This is a genomic window from Polaromonas sp. P1_F4 (assembly GCF_056405675.1).
This window is the reverse complement of sequence record NZ_JBFUBP010000002.1, coordinates 179,913-199,587: the sequence shown is the minus strand read 5'-3', so window position 1 is coordinate 199,587 and position 19,675 is coordinate 179,913. Positions and strand designations below refer to the sequence as shown.

At 63.2% G+C, this 19,675-nt stretch carries 18 protein-coding genes; all 18 read left to right on the top strand.

Features of this window, described 5'->3' with window-relative positions; translation table 11 throughout:
• The first annotated feature begins 3 nt into the window (after positions 1–3).
• Positions 4–963 (top strand): LysR substrate-binding domain-containing protein, encoded by a 960-nt coding sequence (locus AC1DYQ_RS05890; protein WP_477686005.1) that lies wholly within the window; start codon positions 4–6, stop codon positions 961–963.
• 113 nt (positions 964–1,076) lie between these two features.
• Positions 1,077–1,547 carry a formate dehydrogenase subunit gamma gene (locus AC1DYQ_RS05885; RefSeq protein WP_477686004.1) on the top strand — a complete coding sequence of 157 codons (471 nt, stop codon included), beginning with the start codon at positions 1,077–1,079 and terminating at the stop codon, positions 1,545–1,547.
• Positions 1,544–3,106 carry a formate dehydrogenase beta subunit gene (locus AC1DYQ_RS05880; RefSeq protein WP_477686003.1) on the top strand — a complete coding sequence of 521 codons (1,563 nt, stop codon included), beginning with the start codon at positions 1,544–1,546 and terminating at the stop codon, positions 3,104–3,106. The genes AC1DYQ_RS05885 and AC1DYQ_RS05880 overlap by 4 nt, the downstream gene beginning before the upstream one ends.
• 45 nt (positions 3,107–3,151) lie before the next feature.
• On the top strand, positions 3,152–6,052 hold the full coding sequence (gene fdhF, locus AC1DYQ_RS05875; protein ID WP_477686002.1) for a formate dehydrogenase subunit alpha: 2,901 nt from the start codon (positions 3,152–3,154) through the stop codon (positions 6,050–6,052).
• Entirely contained in the window at positions 6,039–6,854 is an 816-nt protein-coding gene (fdhD, locus tag AC1DYQ_RS05870; protein WP_477686001.1) for a formate dehydrogenase accessory sulfurtransferase FdhD, read from the top strand. Before fdhF ends, fdhD begins: the two co-directional genes overlap by 14 nt.
• On the top strand, positions 6,851–7,075 hold the full coding sequence (locus AC1DYQ_RS05865; RefSeq protein ID WP_477648462.1) for a formate dehydrogenase subunit delta: 225 nt from the start codon (positions 6,851–6,853) through the stop codon (positions 7,073–7,075). The genes fdhD and AC1DYQ_RS05865 overlap by 4 nt, the downstream gene beginning before the upstream one ends.
• 61 nt (positions 7,076–7,136) lie before the next feature.
• Entirely contained in the window at positions 7,137–7,724 is a 588-nt protein-coding gene (locus tag AC1DYQ_RS05860) for a DUF3305 domain-containing protein (protein WP_477686000.1), read from the top strand.
• Positions 7,717–8,430: a DUF3306 domain-containing protein gene (locus AC1DYQ_RS05855; protein WP_477685999.1), complete on the top strand. Its 714-nt coding sequence runs from the start codon at positions 7,717–7,719 to the stop codon at positions 8,428–8,430. The genes AC1DYQ_RS05860 and AC1DYQ_RS05855 overlap by 8 nt, the downstream gene beginning before the upstream one ends.
• Entirely contained in the window at positions 8,360–10,495 is a 2,136-nt protein-coding gene (locus AC1DYQ_RS05850; RefSeq protein ID WP_477685998.1) for a 4Fe-4S dicluster domain-containing protein, read from the top strand. The genes AC1DYQ_RS05855 and AC1DYQ_RS05850 overlap by 71 nt, the downstream gene beginning before the upstream one ends.
• Positions 10,496–10,516: 21 nt before the next feature.
• Entirely contained in the window at positions 10,517–11,134 is a 618-nt protein-coding gene (locus tag AC1DYQ_RS05845; RefSeq protein WP_477685997.1) for a TorD/DmsD family molecular chaperone, read from the top strand.
• A 206-nt stretch (positions 11,135–11,340) separates the two neighbouring features.
• A complete protein-coding gene (locus AC1DYQ_RS05840; protein ID WP_477659077.1) occupies positions 11,341–11,550 on the top strand; it encodes a formate dehydrogenase in 210 nt (69 codons plus the stop codon).
• A gap of 61 nt (positions 11,551–11,611) precedes the next feature.
• Positions 11,612–14,581 (top strand): formate dehydrogenase subunit alpha, encoded by a 2,970-nt coding sequence (locus AC1DYQ_RS05835; protein WP_477685996.1) that lies wholly within the window; start codon positions 11,612–11,614, stop codon positions 14,579–14,581.
• 2 nt (positions 14,582–14,583) lie between these two features.
• Entirely contained in the window at positions 14,584–15,204 is a 621-nt protein-coding gene (gene fdh3B / locus AC1DYQ_RS05830; RefSeq protein WP_457279598.1) for a formate dehydrogenase FDH3 subunit beta, read from the top strand.
• Positions 15,201–15,437: a hypothetical protein gene (locus AC1DYQ_RS05825; protein ID WP_477685995.1), complete on the top strand. Its 237-nt coding sequence runs from the start codon at positions 15,201–15,203 to the stop codon at positions 15,435–15,437. The genes fdh3B and AC1DYQ_RS05825 overlap by 4 nt, the downstream gene beginning before the upstream one ends.
• An 11-nt stretch (positions 15,438–15,448) precedes the next feature.
• Positions 15,449–16,627, top strand: a complete 1,179-nt coding sequence (locus tag AC1DYQ_RS05820; protein WP_477685994.1) for a formate dehydrogenase subunit gamma — start codon at positions 15,449–15,451, stop codon at positions 16,625–16,627.
• A 27-nt stretch (positions 16,628–16,654) separates the two neighbouring features.
• Positions 16,655–17,041 (top strand): hypothetical protein, encoded by a 387-nt coding sequence (locus AC1DYQ_RS05815; RefSeq protein WP_477685993.1) that lies wholly within the window; start codon positions 16,655–16,657, stop codon positions 17,039–17,041.
• A 75-nt stretch (positions 17,042–17,116) separates the two neighbouring features.
• On the top strand, positions 17,117–18,013 hold the full coding sequence (locus AC1DYQ_RS05810) for a formate dehydrogenase accessory sulfurtransferase FdhD (RefSeq protein WP_477685992.1): 897 nt from the start codon (positions 17,117–17,119) through the stop codon (positions 18,011–18,013).
• A 23-nt stretch (positions 18,014–18,036) separates the two neighbouring features.
• Entirely contained in the window at positions 18,037–19,602 is a 1,566-nt protein-coding gene (locus AC1DYQ_RS05805; RefSeq protein ID WP_477685991.1) for a C13 family peptidase, read from the top strand.
• The last annotated feature ends 73 nt before the right edge of the window (positions 19,603–19,675 follow it).

Sequence of the window (19,675 nt, the reverse complement as noted above, 5' to 3'; positions counted from 1 at the left end):
GCCATGAACCTGCTGGCCTCCCTGCGTTACCTGGCCGCGCTTGACGAGCACAAGCACTTCGGCCGCGCGGCGCAGGCCTGCAACATCACGCAGCCCGCCTTGTCCAATGCCCTGCGCGCGTTGGAAGACGAGTTCGGCGCCGCTATCGTGGTTCGCGGGCGTGCATTCGTCGGGTTTACGGAAGAGGGCGAACGCGTGCTCGCCAGCGCCAGGCGCATGCTGCATGAGCGCGAGATCCTCAAGCAGCAACTCGACAGCTCGGTGGACAGCCCGCGTGGCCATTTGACGATTGGCGTGGTTCCCACGGCGGTTTCCATTGCCGCACGCTTTGCCGCCATGCTGCACGCCCGGCACCCAGGTATTACGCCCGTGGTGCTGTCGCTGAATTCGCATGACATCGAAACCCGGCTCGAAAACCTGTCGCTGGACATGGCGCTGGGCTACACCGAGCGCCTGAGCGCGCGCAACACACGGCTGACCACCTTGCCGCAATACACCGAGCGTTATTTCCTGGTGCGCCGCGCTGCCAAACCCAGCCCCGATGTGTTGCGTTTTGGCCCACCCATGACCTGGGCCGATGCCGCGAAGTTGCCGCTGTGCCTGCTGACCCCCGACATGCACAGCCGCACGCGGGTGGATGCCGCGTTTGCGGCCGCCGGCGTCACGGTCAAGCCCGTGATGGAAACCAACTCCATGCTGACGCTCGCCCTGACCGTCGTCGTCGGCGAGGTTTGCAGCGTGCTGGCAGGCGCGCTGGTATGCGCAGTGCAGGGTTACCGCGAACTCGAAGCCCTGCCCCTGACGCCGGATGTGGAGACGCCTGTCGGCTTCATGATGCAGGCCAGCGACCGGCCCTCGCGCACGCTGGAGGCGGCCATGGCGCTGGCTGCCGAGCCCGCCTGGCTGCGCCACGCGGCTGACTACAGCGCGCACCCAGAGAGCATGGGAAACAAGCCAACCTAGGCAAGCGTTTGCATACATTCAATCCGTGAATAGGGCAGTGTCCCGATTCAATTGGACGTAGCCCCTGTCCCTTGCACATACTTTGTGCATAGACAGAGATAGGGGTCCACACGATGAATGAAGTTGCAAGCCAGGCCGTCGAACGCGTCATTGCGTCGACCAGGCACATGCCCGGCGCCTTGATGCCGATACTGCACGGCATTCAGGACGCGCTCGGCTACATCCCGCCTGACGCTGTTCCACCCATCGCCGAAGCCCTGAACCTGTCCAGGGCTGAGGTTCATGGCGTGGTGACGTACTACCACTACTTCCGCTCCGAACCGCCCGGCCGCCATGTGGTGCAAATCTGCCGCGCCGAGAGCTGCAAAGCCATGGGCTCAGACGCCCTCTGGTCACATGCCTGCTCCCATCTGGGCAGCGACGGCCACGGCCCCACCAAAGACGGCGCTTTCACGGTCGAGCCGGTGTACTGCCTGGGACTGTGCGCACAGTCCCCCGCGATGACGCTGGACGACAAGGTCCATGCCCGCGTCGGGATCGAAAAATTCGACCGCCTGGTGGCGCAAGCCGGGAGCGCCGCATGAGCATCAAGATTTACGTGCCCCGTGACTCCGCTGCGCTGGCGGCGGGCGCTGACGAGGTCGCAGCAGCCATCACCGCCGAGGCTTCAAAGCGTGGTATCGGCATTGAGCTGGTGCGCAATGGCTCCCGTGGCCTGTTCTGGCTGGAGCCCATGGTCGAAGTGCAGACCGGCGCAGGCCGCATCGCCTACGGGCCGGTGGAAGTTGAAGACGTGGCCGGCCTTTTTGATGCCGGTTTTCAGGTGGGCGGTGTCCACGTGTTGCAACTGGGCCTCACCGAAGAGATTCCGTATCTGAAAAGGCAGGAGCGCCTGACCTTTGCCCGCATGGGCATAACGGACCCGCTGTCGCTGGCAGACTACGAAGCGCATGAAGGCTATGCCGGCTTGCGCCGTGCGCTGGAGATTCCCGCCACAGAGATCGTGCAGCAGGTGCTCGACGCCGGCCTGCGCGGGCGTGGCGGTGCGGCCTTTCCGGCAGGCATCAAATGGAAAACCGTGGCGGGCCTGAAAGCCACGCAAAAGTATGTGGTCTGCAACGCGGACGAGGGCGATTCAGGCACTTACTCCGACCGCATGACGATGGAGGGTGACCCCTTCATGCTGATTGAAGGCATGACGATTGCCGCTGTCGCCTCCGGCGCGACGCAAGGCTATGTTTACATCCGTTCCGAATACCCCCACGCCGTGGAAACCATGCGCGAAGCCATCAAGGTGGCCGAGGCTGGCGGTTTTCTGGGTGACAACATCCTCGGCTCGGGCCACAGCTTTCACCTGCACGTGCGCAAGGCAGCGGGCGCCTATGTCTGCGGCGAAGAAACCGCCATGCTGGAAAGCATCGAAGGCAAACGCGGCATCGTCCGCGCCAAGCCGCCCATCCCCGCCATCCAGGGCTTGTTTGGCAAGCCGAGCGTGATCAACAACGTGATCACCTTTGCTTCCGTGCCCATCATCCTGTCGCGGGGCGCAACCTTCTACAAGGACTACGGCGTGGGCCGCTCCAGGGGGACCTTGCCCATCCAGCTGGCGGGCAACATCAAGTTTGGCGGGTTGGTGGAAAAAGCCTTCGGCGTGACCTTGCGCGAGCTGATGTACGACTACGGCGGTGGCTCGGCCTCCGGCCGGCCCATCAAGGCCGTGCAGGTCGGCGGTCCGTTGGGCGCCTATGTGCCTGAATCGCAGTGGGACACGCCGCTGGACTACGAAGCCTATGCGGCCGTGGGCGCGGTGGTGGGCCACGGCGGCATCGTGGTGCATGACGACACGGCCGACATGGCCAGCCTGGCGCGCTACGCCATGGAGTTCTGCGCGATCGAGTCCTGCGGCAAATGCACACCGTGCCGCATCGGCTCCACACGCGGTGTGGAAGTGATTGACCGCATCGCCAACGGCCCGGGCGAGCAGCGCCCGCAGCAGATCAAGCTGCTGCGCGACCTCTGCGACACCATGGTTCACGGCTCGCTGTGCGCCATGGGCGGCATGACGCCTTTCCCGGTGCTCTCGGCACTGGACCATTTCCCGCAGGACTTTGGCATGACCGTGCCGGACCGCAAAGCAGCCTGAATCGACAGAAACGGCAGCACCCCCACAAGACGGACAGGAGACCCCATGCTCGAACACCTCAAAGAAATCGACTACGGCACCCCCAAACGCGAGTCCACGCAGGAAGTCACGCTGGAGATCGACGGCGAAAGCGTCACGGTTCCCGCGGGCACTTCGCTCATGCGTGCGGCGGTCGATGCAGGCATCCAGGTGCCCAAGCTCTGCGCCACCGACAGCCTGGAGCCTTTTGGTTCCTGCCGCCTGTGCATGGTGGAAATTGATGGCCGCAAGGGCTTCCCCGCATCCTGCACCACACCGGCCGAAGCCGGCATGAAGGTACGCACCCAGTCGCCCCGCCTGCAAGAGCTGCGCAAGGGCGTGATGGAGCTTTACATCTCCGACCACCCGCTGGACTGCCTGACCTGTTCGGCCAACGGCAACTGCGAACTGCAGGACATGGCCGGTGTGACCGGTCTGCGCGAAGTGCGCTACGGCATGGAGGGCGCCAACCATTTCCGCAATGAAAGCAAACCGGCGATCGATAACTCGAATCCGTATTTCAGCTACGACGCCTCCAAGTGCATCGTGTGCAACCGCTGCGTGCGTGCCTGCGAAGAGACCCAGGGCACGTTTGCGCTCACTATTCAAGGAAGAGGCTTTGAGTCGCGCGTGTCGCCGGGGCAAAACCAGCCCTTCATGGAATCCGAATGCGTGAGCTGCGGTGCCTGCGTCGAGGCCTGCCCCACTGCCACGCTGCAGGAGAAAACCGTGATTATGCTGGGCCAGCCCGAGCACAACAAGATCACCACCTGCGCCTATTGCGGCGTGGGCTGCGCCTTCAAGGCCGAGATGAAGGGCAATGAAGTGGTCCGCATGGTGCCGTGGAAAGACGGCAAGGCCAACGAAGGCCATGCCTGCGTGAAGGGCCGCTTTGCCTGGGGCTACGCCACTCACAAAGACCGCATCACCAAGCCCATGATCCGCAAGAACATCAGCGACCCCTGGCAGGAAGTGAGCTGGGACGAAGCCATCAACTACGCCGCCAGCGAGTTCCACCGCATCCAGGCCAAGCACGGCAAGGATTCGATTGGCGGCATCACCTCGTCGCGTTGCACGAATGAAGAAACCTACCTGGTGCAAAAGCTGGTGCGCGCCGCCTTTGGCAACAACAACGTTGACACGTGCGCCCGCGTCTGCCATTCGCCCACCGGTTACGGACTGAGCCAGACCTACGGTACATCCGCCGGTACGCAGACCTTCAAGTCGGTCGAAAAAGCCGATGTCATCCTCATCATCGGCGCCAACCCGACCGACGGCCACCCGGTGTTTGCCTCGCGCATGAAAAAGCGCCTGCGTGAAGGCGCCCGCCTGATCGTGGTCGACCCGCGCCAGATCGACATCGTGCGCTCCCCGCATGTGGAAGCTGAATTTCACCTGCAGCTGCGCCCCGGCACCAACGTGGCCATGATCTCATCGCTGGCCCACGTGGTGGTGACGGAAGGCCTGCTGGCCGACGACTACATCGCCGAGCGCTGCGACGAAAAATCCTTCCGCGAATGGCGCGAGTTCGTCGCCCGCCCCGACAATTCCCCTGAAGCCATGGAAGCCGTCACCGGCGTGCCGGCCGCAGACGTTCGCGCAGCCGCACGCCTCTACGCCACCGGCGGCAATGCCGCCATTTATTACGGCCTGGGCGTGACGGAGCATGCACAAGGCTCGACCATGGTCATGGGTATTGCCAACCTGGCCATGGCCACCGGCAATGTCGGCCGTGAAGGCGTGGGTGTGAACCCGCTGCGCGGCCAGAACAATGTGCAGGGCGCCTGCGACATGGGTTCCTTCCCGCATGAACTACCGGGCTACCGCCATGTGTCCGACAGCACGGTGCGCGCCGAATTCGAAACAGCCTGGGGCGTGACGCTGAACGAAGAGCCCGGCCTGCGCATCCCGAACATGTTTGACGCGGCCGTGGCGGGCAGCTTCCTGGGCCTGTACTGCCAGGGCGAAGACATTGTGCAGTCCGACCCGGACACCCAGCACGTGGCCAAGGCGCTTACGTCGATGGAATGCATCGTGGTGCAAGACATCTTCCTGAATGAAACCGCCAAGTACGCACACGTGTTCCTGCCTGGTTCTTCTTTCCTGGAGAAAGACGGCACCTTCACCAATGCCGAGCGGCGTATCTCGCGCGTGCGCAAGGTCATGCCACCCAAGGCAGGGCTGGCCGACTGGGAAGTCACCGTCAAGCTGTCCAATGCGCTGGGCTACCCCATGAGCTATGTGCATCCGCGCGACATCATGGCGGAGATCGCGGCGCTGACGCCGACCTTCCGGGGGGTAACTTTCGCCAAGATCGAAAAGCACGGCAGCGTGCAGTGGCCGTGCAATGAAGACACGGCAGAGCTCGGCACCGAGTTCATGCACAAGGATGGTTTTGTGCGCGGCAAGGGCCGCTTCATCATCACGCAGTACGTGGCCACCGACGAGAAGGTCACGCGCAAATTCCCGCTGTTGCTCACCACCGGCCGCATCCTGTCGCAATACAACGTGGGTGCCCAGACGCGCCGCACCGACAACAACCAGTGGCACAGCGAAGACCGGCTGGAGATCCATCCGCACGACGCGGAAGACCGGGGCATCAAGCCTGACGACTGGGTGGGCATTGAAAGCCGCGCCGGCCAGACCGTGCTGCGCGCGGTGGTCACCGAACGCATGCAGCCGGGCGTGGTCTACACCACCTTCCACTTCCCCGAATCGGGCGCCAACGTCATCACCACCGACAGCTCCGACTGGGCCACCAACTGCCCGGAATACAAGGTCACGGCGGTGCAGGTGATGCCGGTGGCGCAACCGTCCGAATGGCAAAAATCCTACTCGCGCTTCAACAAGCAGCAACTGCAGTTGCTGGATGCAGCGTCACAACCGGCGGGCAGCTCTGCAGCGGAGGCCGCTCATGCAGGTAGTTGAAGGTTGCCGTGAAGCCCCTGTGACGGGGGTGCGGGCGCATCGCGCGTTCGACCGCTCGGACTGGGTGGCTGAAGAGGTGCCTGTGGCGCTGGAGTACAACGGCATCTCGCATGCCGTGATGCTGGCCAGCCCCTCGGACCTGGAGGACTTTGCCTTCGGCTTTTCCGTCACCGAAGGTATCGTGGACGATTACACCCAGATTCACGACATTGAACAGTCCAGCAGCGAGCAGGGGGAGACACTGCACCTGACCATCGCGGCATCGTCCTTTGCACGGCTGAAAGACCGGCGCCGCAGCATGACGGGCCGCACCGGTTGCGGCCTGTGCGGTACGGAAAGCCTGGCGCATGCAGTGCGGCTGCCGCCGCGCCTGCAAGGCGGCGCTGAGTTTGAAGCGAGCGCCATCACCCGCGCCTTGGTCAACCTGCGCGAGCAGCAATTGCTGCTCAGCGCCACCGGCGCCACCCATGCGGCCGCGTGGTGCAATGCGGACGGCGACATCGTGGTGCTGCGTGAAGACGTCGGCAGGCACAACGCGCTGGACAAATTGATAGGCGCGCTGCAGCGCCGCCGTGTGAAAGCCAACGAAGGTTTTATCGTCGTCACCAGCCGCGCCAGCTATGAGATGGTGCACAAAACCGCCATGGCCGGCGTGACACTGCTGGCGGCTGTATCTGGCGTGACCGGCCTGGCGATTGATGTGGCGCAAACCGCCGGCGTGGCGCTTCTGGGCTTTGTGCGCGGGGAAGATCTTTCCGTGTACAGCCACAAAGAGCGCGTCAACCTGGAGTACATCCTGTGAACAACGACAACCTGATCCGCATGGTCAACCAGATCGGCGCATTCTTTGAAACCATGCCTGACCGCACGGAAGCCCTGCAGGAACTGGCCATGCACCTCAAGAAATTCTGGGACCCTCGCATGCGCAAGGCACTGCTGGAGTTGATAGAAGGTAACGGCGGCGACGGGATCAGCGACGTGGTGCGTCGTGCCGCCCTGGAACACCGGTCCTTGCTGGTCTAGAGGTTTATTGGGGACAGGGTTATTGCGAACGGTCCGCTTTTGCCCGCCGTACACTGCGGGCATGTCGGATTTCCTGCTGCAGTCCCCTGAAACAGATGCCACGCTGCACCGGGCGTGCACCGCCGTGGCCGTTGTCATGCGCCGCGAGCGCATCGACAACCGCTGGCAGCCCTGGCGCTGGTCGCTCGATGAAATCGTGCCGCACGAAGACGGTTTTGGCGCCGCGCCGCGCCTGCTGCTCAAAGACGAGCGCGAAGAGCGCTGGTTGCACCCCGGCTTCAAGGTCGAGCTGTTCACCGACGACGGTGAAGGCTACTACCTCAACGTCACCACCGCGCAGCCCTGCTTCTGGGTGGTCTGGCGCATGGAAGAAGAAGCCCTGCTGGCTGATGAACCTATCGCGATTCCGCAGATCGTCACCTTGAGTTACCACGACGCCGGCCGCTGGCTGGATGCGCAGGAAACGGTAGAGCAGGTGCCCGCGCCGCCGCAGGTCGTGCAGTGGCTCCAGCAGTTTGTGGAGCAGCATTACGTGCCCGAGGTCAAGCGCCGGCAACGCCCGCAAAGCTTCAAGACCTTGACGGACCGCTTTGGTAACCCGGCGCGGGTGAGCACCGAAAAGAAAACAGGCGGAGGCCAGCATGGCTGACGAGCCCACAGGTTTTCTGGGGCGGTGGTCCCGCCGCAAGGTTGACATCGCGCAGGGAAAACCGCTGGAAGAGCCGGTGGCGCACGCCCCGCCGCCAGCGGATGCCAAGGCACCCGCTGCACAAAGCCAGGCACAACAGGAACCCGTGGAGCCGCCACCGGAAAAGAAGGCGCTCACACTGGCAGACGCCAAACTGCTGACCAAGGATTCCGACTTCAAGCCTTTCATGGCCGGCGGTGTGACACCTGATGTGCGCAACGCGGCCATGAAGCAGCTCTTTACCGACCCGCATTTCAATGTGATGGACGGACTGGATATCTATATCGACGACTACTCCAAGTCCGACCCCATCCCCGAGTCCATGCTGCGGCAGATGACCAGTGCGAAGTTTCTCAACCTCTTTGATGACGACGAGGACAAAGGGAAAGAAAAAGACAACGACAAGCAGGCTGAAGGCTCAATCACCGGCCCGCAAGACGACCCCGCCTACCTGCCACGGGAAAGCGCCAATAACCCCACGGGCGAAACCGTGGCACAGTCCTATGAAAATACGGACATAGCCCCGTCGCAAGCGCCAGGCGCTTTATCAACCAGCCAATCCCAGCCCGACCCGGCCGGTGCCAGCCAAGAAGACCATGCCCACACTGATTTGCGACTGCAACCAGACCATGCCGCTCCAGCCCCAGGCGCTGGGCGCGGCACTTAACGAAACCCTGACGCTGCATTCGGCGCTGTGCCGCCGCGAGGTGGGCGCCTTCCAGAAGGCGGCGCAGTCCGGCGACGATGTCGTTGTGGCCTGCACCCAGGAAAAGCGGCTGTTTGGCGAAGTCGGCGAGCAGACCCAGGGCGTCACCTCCGTGGTGAAGTTCGTCAATATCCGCGAGACCGGCGGCTGGAGCAAAGACGCTGTCAGCGCCACGCCAAAAATCGCGGCTCTGCTGGCCGCGGCCCATTTACCAGACGCAGAGCCGGTGTCCACCGTCACCTACAAAAGTGCCGGGCGCCTGCTCATCGTGGGTGCGATCGACCAGGCCGAGCAGGTGGCGGCCCTTGTGGCCGACACGCTGGACGTGACCATCTTCGCCCAGGGCGTTTCGTCCCAGGCGCAGACCGGGTTTCCCTCGCAAGAACGCAAATATCCTGTGATCAGCGGTGAGCGGCTCGCGCTCAAAGGCTGGCTGGGTGCGTTTGAGGCGAGCTGGGACAAGACCAACGCTATCGACCTGGACCTTTGCACACGATGCAATGCCTGCGTCGCCGTGTGCCCCGAAGGCGCCATCGACCTGAGCTACCAGGTTGACGCGGCCAAATGCACATCCCACCGTGATTGTGTGGCCGTGTGCAAGGTGGCCGGTGCCATTGACTTCAACCGCTCGCCGCAAACACTCACGGAAGCATTTGACCTGGTGCTCGACCTCGGCGCCAAACCGCTGGTCGCGCTGCATGCGCCACCGCAAGGCTACTTCGCCCTGAATGCCTCCGCCGGCCTCGCCTCACCCGGCTTGCTGGCCACCGTGGTCAAGCTGCGCGACATGGTGGGCGAGTTTGAAAAGCCCAAATTTTTTGCCTATAAACAAAAACTCTGCGCCCACAGCCGCAACGAAACCGTGGGTTGCAACGCCTGCATCGACATCTGCTCGGCCGGCGCCGTCAGCAGCGAGAAAAAGCGCCAGCAGATCGTCGTCAATCCCAATCTCTGCGTAGGCTGTGGCGCCTGCACCACCGTCTGCCCGACGGGTGCGCTCACTTATGCCTACCCGCGCGCTAGCGAGCAGGGCGTACGCATCAAGACCCTGCTGTCGGCGTATGCCAAAGCCGGCGGCACCCAGCCGGTGCTGCTGTTTCACAGCCAGGACAGCGGCCAGCAAGCCGTCGAGGCCCTGGGCCGCGCCGCGCGGCTGCAGAAAACCGTGCGGGGCGTGCCGGCCAATGTGATCCCGCAGGCGCTGTGGCACACGGCCAGTATGGGCCTGGATTTGTGGCTCAGCGCCATCGCCTTCGGCGCGTCGCAAGTGGCGGTACTGGTAACGCGTGAAGAAGCGCCGGCATACCTTGAAGGCCTGGCTGAGCAGATGCGCGTGGCGCAAACCCTGCTCAATGGCCTGGGCTACGCGGGCGTTCACTTTCATCTGGTGCAGGCCGGGGAGGGCCCTGATGCCATCGCCGGGCTGGACGCCAGCCTGCAGTCACTGGCGCGCGGCCGTCCCACAGTGCCCGCCACTGCGGCGCGCTTTGCCGTGGCGCAAGAAAAGCGCAGCACGCTCGACATGGCGCTGGACCACCTCATGAGCCAGGCGCCCGCCGCCCTGCCCGAAGCGATTGCGCTGCCCGCCAAAGGCTCGCCCTTCGGCAGCCTGACCGTCAACGCAGACACCTGCACGCTGTGCCTGAGCTGTGTGAGCGCCTGCCCCGCCAGCGCGCTGCAAGACAACCCGGACCGCCCGCAGCTCAAGTTCATCGAGAAAAACTGTGTGCAGTGCGGCCTGTGCGCCACCACCTGCCCTGAGGACGCCATCACGCTGCAACCGCGCCTGTTGCTCACACCGCAGCGCAAAGAGGCGCGCGTGCTCAATGAAAGCCTGCCTTACCAGTGCATACGCTGCAGCAAACCCTTCGGCACGCTCAAGGCCATCGAGTCCATGCTGGGCAAGCTTGCGGGCCATGCGATGTTCCAGGGCGCGGCCGCTGACCGCCTGAAGATGTGCGGTGACTGCCGGGTCATCGACATCTACTCCGCTGAAAACGAACTCAAGATCACCGACATCCGGTAAGCCCATAAAACCAGACGCACCATGACGCAAGCCCAACTCACCGCCTCCACCCTGGACGAAGAAACCGCGCGGGCCGAAGTCTATGGCTTGCTGGCCGCGCTTTACTACGCCGCGCCTTCGGCGGAGCTGCATGAAAACCTTCGCATTGCAGTAACGGAGGCACCCGCCGCCGGCGGGCTGCTTGAAAGTTCGTGGAGCGAACTCGTGGCCGCCGCCCGCACGCAGAGCCTTGCAGATATCACGCGGGAGCACGACGCCCTGTTCGGCGGCGTTGGCAAACCTGAGGTGTACCTCTTTGGTTCGCACTACCTCAGCGGTTTCCTCAATGAGAAGCCTTTGGCGGCCTTGCGCACCGACATTGCCGCGCTGGGCCTGGCGCGTGACGAGGCCATGCCCGAAACCGAAGACCACGTGGCCTACCTGTGCGAAGTCATGCGCTACCTGATTGCCGGTGACGACATGGAGGTCGCCAATCTCACGCGGCAGCGCGAATTTTTCGCGCGCCATGTTCAGCCCTGGGTGCCGCTGATGTGCGAAGCCATTACCGCACACCCCAAGGCCCGGTTTTATGCGGCGCTGGCGGCCTTCACGCAGACCTTCGTCAGTGTTGAAGCGCAGGGCTTCGACATGCTGGCCTGAGAGGGGCGCATGAACTTTTTTTCTCAAAATGAGACAGCTTTTGAATGGCCAATCGGCCAGATCCGCCGGGCCGACAATAAGATCGCCTATCGTTTTCCCTAGACTTGAGTGTTGCGCGGCGCTAACCATTGTGGTGCCCAGCGCTCTGCCTTACAGTACTATGCAAACGGTTACATAGCCAGCAAGCCTTCCCCTGGAGATTACTCATGCAGGACAGCCAGCCAAAACCCTCACGCAGGGGATTCTTTTTCGGCGCAGCCGCCACCGGCGCGGCCGCTGCGGCCATCGTCGCTTTGCCCGGCGCACCGGCACTGCAGCAAGCCGAACTTCCAGAGCCCAAGCCGGCCCCTGAAAAAGGCGGCGGCTACAGCCTCTCGGAACACGTCAAGCGCTACTACAAGACCACCCGCATCTAGGTAGCCCTGGCTTCCAGTTCAGCCCGACCGGCCCCCGATTTCACCTTCTACGGAGAGCTTCATGCTGCTCACGAAAAAATCTTCTGATGTCCATCCCGTGCACCGCACGGGTTCCGCGCGCTTTGTACAAAGCCTGTCGCGGGGCCTGTCCAATGCCTTGCCCACCATGGACCGCCGCGCCTTCCTGCGGCGCTCCGGCCTGGGGGTCGGCGTCGGCCTGGCTGCCACGCAATTAACCCTGGTCAAAAAGGCCAAGGCCGCCACACCGGGCGCCGGCGACGGCACAGGAAAGATCGAAGTCAAGCGCACCGTCTGCACCCACTGCTCGGTGGGCTGCGCTGTCGATGCGGTCGTTGAAAACGGCGTCTGGGTCCGCCAGGAGCCGGTGTTTGACTCCCCCATTAACCTGGGTGCCCACTGCGCCAAGGGCGCCGCGCTGCGCGAACACGGCCATGGCGAGTACCGCCTGCGTTACCCGATGAAGCTGGTCAACGGCAAGTACGAGCGCATCAGCTGGGATACCGCGCTCAATGAAATCAGCGCCAGGCTGCTGGAGCTGCGCAAGGAAAGTGGCCCTGATTCGGTGTACTGGGTGGGTTCCTCCAAGCACAACAACGAGCAGGCCTACCTGATGCGCAAGTTCGTGAGCTTCTGGGGAAGCAACAACTGCGACCACCAGGCCCGCATCTGCCACTCGACCACGGTGGCCGGCGTTGCCAACACCTGGGGCTACGGCGCCATGACCAATTCGTACAACGACATGCAAAACAGCAAGTGCGCGTTGTACATCGGCTCCAACGCCGCTGAAGCCCACCCGGTCAGCCTGCTGCACATGCTGCACTCCAAGGAGGCCGGCTGCAAGATGATCGTGGTCGACCCGCGCTTTACCCGCACGGCGGCCAAGGCCGACGAGTACGTCCGCATCCGCTCCGGTTCCGACATCCCCTTTCTTTTCGGTGTGCTGTATCACATCTTCAAGAACGGCTGGGAAGACAAGAAATACATCAACGACCGTGTCTACGGCATGGACAAGGTCAAGGCCGACGTAATGGCCAAGTGGACGCCGGACAAGGTGCTGGAGGCTTGCGGCGTGGACGAGGCCACCACGCTCAAGGTGGCCACCATGATGAGCCAGAACCGTCCCAGCACCGTCGTCTGGTGCATGGGCCAGACGCAGCACACCACCGGCAATGCGGTCGTGCGCGCCTCCTGCATCCTGCAGCTGGCGCTGGGCAACATCGGCGTGTCCGGCGGTGGCGCCAATATTTTCCGCGGCCATGACAACGTGCAGGGCGCCACCGACGTCGGCCCCAACCCGGATTCGCTGCCCGGCTACTACGGCCTGGCAGAAGGTTCGTGGAAGCACTTTGCCAAGACCTGGGGTGTGGACTTCGACTGGATCAAGGGGCGCTACGCATCGGCCGCCATGATGGGCAAGCCCGGCATCACGGTCTCGCGCTGGATCGACGGCGTGATGGAGAAAAACGAACTCATCGACCAGGACTCCAACCTGCGCGGCGTCTTCTTCTGGGGCCATGCGCCAAACTCGCAAACGCGCGGCCTCGAGATGAAGCGGGCGATGGACATGCTGGACTTGCTGGTGGTGGTGGACCCGTACCCGTCGGCCACCGCCGCCATGGCGGCCATGCCCGGCAAGGCGGAAGACCTGAATCCAAAACGCGCGGTTTACCTCTTGCCTGCCGCCACCCAGTTTGAAACCAGCGGCTCGGTGACAGCTTCCAACCGGTCCCTCCAGTGGCGCGAAAAAGTGATCGAGCCGCTCTGGGAGAGCCGCACCGACCACATGATCATGCATCAGTTCGCCGAAAAACTCGGCTTCGCCAAGGAGCTGTCGAAGAACTACAAGATGCAAAAGGTCAAGGGCATGGACGAGCCCGTGCCGGACGACATCCTGCGCGAGATCAACAAGTGCGTATGGACCATCGGCTACACCGGCCAGAGCCCGGAGCGCCTGCAGGCCCACATGCGCAACATGCACCTGTTCGACGTCAAGACCCTCAAGTCCAAAGGCGGCAAGGACAAGGCCACCGGCTACGACACAACCGGTGACTACTTCGGTCTGCCCTGGCCTTGCTGGGGCAACCCCGAGCTCAAGCACCCCGGTTCACCCAACCTGTACGACACCTCCAAGCATGTGATGGACGGCGGCGGTAATTTCCGTGCCAACTTCGGCGTTGAAAAAGACGGCGTCAACCTGCTGGCCGAAGACGGCTCCTATTCGCAGGGCGCCGACATCACGACAGGCTATCCCGAGTTCGACCACCTGTTGCTCAAGAAGCTGGGCTGGTGGGCCGACCTGACCGACGCCGAAAAAACCGCGGCCGAAGGCAAGAACTGGAAGACCGATTCATCAGGCGGCATCATCCGCGTCACCATGAAGGTCCACGGCTGCCACGTGTTCGGCAATGCCAAGGCGCGTGCCGTGGTGTGGAACTTCCCTGATGCCATCCCGCAGCACCGCGAGCCGCTCTACGGCACCCGGGCCGACCTGATGGCCAAGTATCCGACACACGACGACAAGAAAGCGTTCTGGCGCCTGCCCACCCTCTACAAGACGATCCAGCAGAAGAACATCGCGGACAAGGTCGGCGAAAAGTACCCGCTCATCCTGACCTCAGGCCGGCTGGTCGAGTACGAAGGCGGCGGCGAAGAAACCCGCTCCAACCCCTGGCTGGCCGAGCTGCAGCAGGAAGCCTTCGTCGAAATCAATCCGAAGACCGCATCCGACCGGGGCATTCGCAACGGCGAGCGCGTCTGGCTGAACAGCCCCACCGGTGCACGCCTCAATGTCCAGGCGATGGTGACCGAGCGCGTCGGCCCCGACACGGTGTGGATGCCGTTCCACTTCTCGGGTCGCTGGCAAGGCGCCGACATGCTGGCCTACTACCCCAGCGGTGCGGCGCCAGTGGTGCGCGGCGAGGCGGTCAACACGGCAACAACGTACGGCTACGACAGCGTGACGATGATGCAAGAAACAAAAACGACGATCTGTAACGTCGAAAGGGCTTAACCATGGCACGCATGAAATTTGTTTGTGACGCGGAGCGCTGCATCGAATGCAACGGCTGCGTCACCGCCTGCAAAAACGAAAACGAAGTCCCGTGGGGTGTCAACCGCCGACGCGTGGTCACGCTCAACGACGGTGTGCCCGGCGAGAAATCCATCTCGGTGGCCTGCATGCATTGCAGCGACGCACCCTGCATGGCTGTCTGCCCCGTCAACTGCTTTTACCGCACGGAAGAGGGTGTAGTGCTGCATGACAAGGACGTCTGCATCGGCTGCGGCTACTGCTCATACGCTTGCCCCTTCGGCGCGCCGCAGTTCCCGGCTGCCGGCACCTTTGGCGTGCGCGGCAAGATGGACAAATGCACCTTCTGCGCCGGCGGCCCCGAAGTCAACGGCAGCCAGGCCGAGTTTGAGAAGTACGGCCGCAACCGCCTGGCCGAAGGCAAGCTGCCGGCCTGCGCCGAAATGTGTTCGACCAAGGCGCTGCTCGCCGGCGACGGTGATGTGGTCGCCGACATCTTCCGCAACCGTGTGGTGCAACGCGGCAAGGGCGCCGAAGTCTGGGGCTGGGGCACGGCCTACGGATCCAAACAGGCCGGCCAGCCGCCCGCAGGAGCCAAATCATGATGCGTGTTCTTGTCTTGACCCTCACCGTGACTGCCTTGTCGGCCTGCGGTGAAAAGCCGCAAACCCTGGGCAGCGGCGTGAAAAGCGACGGCGCCGCCTATCAGGGCGTGCAGAACCAGTTTGCGGCGCCGGGCTGGAAGGCCGGCGACAAGACCAGCTGGGAGCAAGGCCTCAAGGCCCGCGCGCAGAACAGCCAGAACGAGTACAACAAGATCGGTAGCTCGAAAAAGTGACCGGAGGCCTTATGTATCGTGCGCGAACAGCTATATTTTTCATAGCGGCCAGCCTGGCGGGACTTGCCTGTGCGCAAGCGCCTGCGGCCCAGCCGGCCACCGCCGCGCCGGCCACCGCTCCCGCCGCCACCGGTGGCATCCAGGGCCAGAACATCTTTGAGGTCAAGCCCGAGGCCAGCGCTGACCCCAACTACGCCAAGCAGACCAATGGCGAACGCGCCAAGGTGCAACCGGGCAACAACGCGCCCATGTGGCGCCAGGTGGGCGAGGGCGTCACCGGCTACAGCAGCCTGCCCAAGAGCGAAGCGCCCGAGGCCGGCAACCTGATCCAGCCCTTTGTGCAGTACCCCGGCTCGCGCCTGACCAACGCCGGCGAAGCCTGGCGACAGGTGCGCAACAACTGGATCATTCCTTATGGGGGCTCGCTGTTCCTGATCGTGCTGTTGGCCATCGCGATTTTTTACTTCAGCAAGGGTTCGATCAAAACCCACGGCGTCGACACCGGCCGCAAGATCGAACGATTCACGCCTTTCGAGCGTGCCGCGCATTGGTCCAACGCGATTGCGTTCTGCATCCTGGCCGTCTCAGGCTTGGTCATGGCATTCGGCAAATTCTTCCTGCTGCCCGTCATTGGTGGAGCGCTCTTCGGTTGGCTGACCTGGACTCTCAAGACCATGCACAACTTTGCCGGCCCGCTGTTCGCGGTGTCGCTGGTGATCGTGTTCCTGACCTTCCTGCGCGACAACTGGCCGCAAAAGGGCGATCTGCACTGGCTGGCCAAAGGCGGTGGCCTGATCACTGGCGGCGAAGAACCGCCTTCGAACCGTTTCAACGCCGGCGAAAAACTCATCTTCTGGGGCGGTGTGTTCTTCCTGGGCATCGTGGTGGTTTCTTCGGGCTTTGTGCTCGACAAGCTGCTACCCGGCCTGATCTATGAGCGCTCGACGATGCAGGTCGCACACATGGTGCACGCCGTGGCCACCGTGCTCATGATGTGTTTGTTCCTTGGCCACATTTACCTCGGCACCATCGGCATGCAGGGCGCCTACAAGGCGATGCGGACCGGCTATGTCGACGAGACCTGGGCTCGTGAGCACCACGAATACTGGTACGACGAAGTCAAGGCCGGCAACATCCCGGCCCAGCGCAGCAAACCTGTTGACCCGCCCGGCCAGACGGTGCAGGCATAAGCCACAAGAGTTGTAGTGAGGAATCCCATGAAAAAAATTCTGATCATGAGCTTGCTGGCCGCCGCATCGGCCGCGTCGCTGGCCAAGCTGCCCGCCCTGAGCGACGAAGCCAAGGCCAAGGCCGCTGAAGCCGCCGCCAAGACCGCCTGGAGCGGCAAGGTCGATGCTTACCAGTTGTGCAAGTCGCAGGACAAGGTCGCCGCCAGCTATTACAAAACGGCCAAGGCCGCCGGCAAAGAGACGAAGCCGCCTGCTGCAGCGCCCGCTTGTGCCGATCCCGGCGCTTTCGTCTACACCCCGCCTGAAGCCAAGCCGATCGAAGCGGCCGGCGCGCATTCACCCGCAGGCACGGCCACCAGCCCGCCCAGCACCAAACAGCCCGATGCGGTCGTTAATCCCGCCAAGAAGTCCTGACCCACTCCCGGACGTATTCGCTTTCCCAAAAGCCGACTCCGCAAGGGGCCGGCTTTTTTGTTGTAGTCTTCCCTCATGACCGCCTCGACACCGACCCTTCCCCGTCTCCCGCGCCTCACCATGGCCCAGGCGCCCCTGACGTGCGAGGTCGACGCCGTCAACGAATACGGTGAAGCGCAAAAAGTCGCCATCCCCGCCGAGCGCGCACTCACTGTGTATGTCGACAAGCGCGAGCTCGTCACGCTCATGACCCTGGGTGCCCATCCCGAGTTGCTGGTACTCGGCTACCTGCGCAACCAGCGGCTCGTCAAGGACGTCGCCGATATCGAATCCATCACCGTCGACTGGGATGTGGGCGCAGCCGCTGTCAAGACACACCGCGGTATTGAAGACATTGAGGAGAAGACTTCGCGCCGCGTGGTCACCACGGGTTGTGGGCAGGGCAGTGTGTTCGGCGGCCTGATGGACGAGGTCGATGGCATCGTGCTGCCCGCAGATGCGTACATCACCCAGGCCCAGCTGTATTCCCTCGTCAACACCATACGGCTCAAGGAAACGACGTACAAGTCCGCCGGCTCGGTGCATGCGTGTGCATTGTTTGCGATGACGGCGGGCGACCCTGAAATGCTTTTATTTGTTGAAGACGTTGGCCGCCACAACGCGATAGACACCATAGCGGGTTGGATGGCAATGCAAGACAGCCCATCTGTAAACGAAGCAAGCAAAGTCTTCTACACCACCGGCCGCCTCACCAGCGAAATGGTCATCAAATCTGCCCAGATGAGTGTGCCCATTGTGGTTTCGCGCAGCGGCATCACGCAGATGGGTCACCAGGTCGCGCAGACAGTGGGCCTGTGCGCCATCGGCCGCGCCACCAACAAGCGCTTTGTCTGCTATGCCAACCCACAGCGGCTCAAGCTGCAGCCCGAACTGGCTGGCCCCCACCCTCGCATGGTGGGCGCTGAGTCCTGAATCTGTCATGGCATGATGCCGCCATGCACGACGCCCACGTTCAACACACCTCGCCTGGCATCCCGGCACCCATGCTGAGCCAGGCGGACCGCGATCGTCCTGATACCTCCGGCTGGCTGAGCACATCACGCTGGATAGCAGAGGGGCTCCGTGCTGCGTTTTTCCTCCCCGTCCGCGTGGCGGGGAAAACGCCGACGCCCTTGCAAGTGTTGGGCATTGCGGTTCTGGTCTCAGCAACGGAAGTTGCATTGATGCGGCTGGAAGTTGCAGGTCCTGCGGTTTTTAACCTGCAGGCCTGGTTGTCGACATGGTGGACCATCGGGTTGGGGATTGGCCTGGCGTGGTGGGCTTTTCCTGCTTCGCCAGTTGTGCCTGCGCCTGACGCGGGGGAGCCGATTCCTGATGATCAACCGCCTCGCGGCGTGGCGGCCTTTATCGCGCTGTGGCTGGCGTCAGCGCTGCCCAACGTGTTCGTCGCCCAGGGCGTGGTTGCTGCGATTGCGCACGGCTGGATCAAAGCGGCGATGTTTTCCGCTCCCTGGTTTTACTGGGCGTTCTATTCGGCGGTGACGGCCTGGGCGCTTGGCGTGAGCCTTTTCCTCTTCGTGCGTTTCGCCGGATGGACCTGGCGGACTGCCGTATTTGCGCTGGTCTTCCTGGCAACCACAGGCGTGTCCGCCTGGCAATTCGAGGCGCGTACTTGGGGGGTGGACTACGCGAGCCAGGCCACCGAAGACAGCCGGCCCCGCCTGCAGCTGAGCCAGCAGGTTTTTGAAGAGCAGCAGGCGCTGATGGAAAAGACGATGGCCGCCATCGAGCCGCAGCGCCGCGGTATCACCGACGTCTACGGCCTGGTGTTTGCCCCTTATGCCGCGGAAGATGTGTTCCTGCGGGAAAGCACCATGGTCAGCCGCGTGCTTGCCGAGCGCTTCGATGCCGAAGGCCGCGTGATGCACCTGGTCAACCATGCCAGCACCTTGAAAACCCATCCCTGGGCCACCACGCTGAATTTGCAGCGCGCCATCGACGCGCTGGCCCAGCGCATGGATCGCGACAACGACGTGCTGGTGGTCTACATGACGTCGCACGGCGCCAGCGACTTCAAGCTGGCCGCCTCCCACTGGCCGCTGCAGGTACCGCCGCTCAGTCCCGGCGAGCTGCGCGAGGCGCTCGACAACGCCGGTATCCGCCACCGCGTTATCGCCATATCGGCCTGCTATTCAGGCGGCTGGATCGAGTCGCTGGCCGGTGACACCACCCTGGTCATGACGGCGGCCGACGCCACCCACACTTCTTTCGGTTGTGGGCGCCTGTCTGAGCTCACGTTCTTCGGCCGCGCCATGTTTGACGAGCAGTTGCGCAAGACACATTCTTTTGAGCAGGCTTTTTCCCGTGCCGTTCCGGTGATCAAGCAGCGCGAAATCGACGCCGGCAAGGACGACGGCTTTTCCAACCCGCAGATCCAGGCGGGTACCGGCATCGGGCCGGTGCTGCGCGCGCTGGAGCAGCGGCTGGATGCCTTGCCGGGCGCTCCGGTTTCGGCCCCAGCCCCGGTGGTGGTGGCGCCTGGCTTCAAAGCGTCCCCGTAACCCTTCGCTAAACCCCCTCACTAAACCCCTTGCAAAGTCCGGCCATGATGCCGGGATGCGGAGTTTGCGTTAT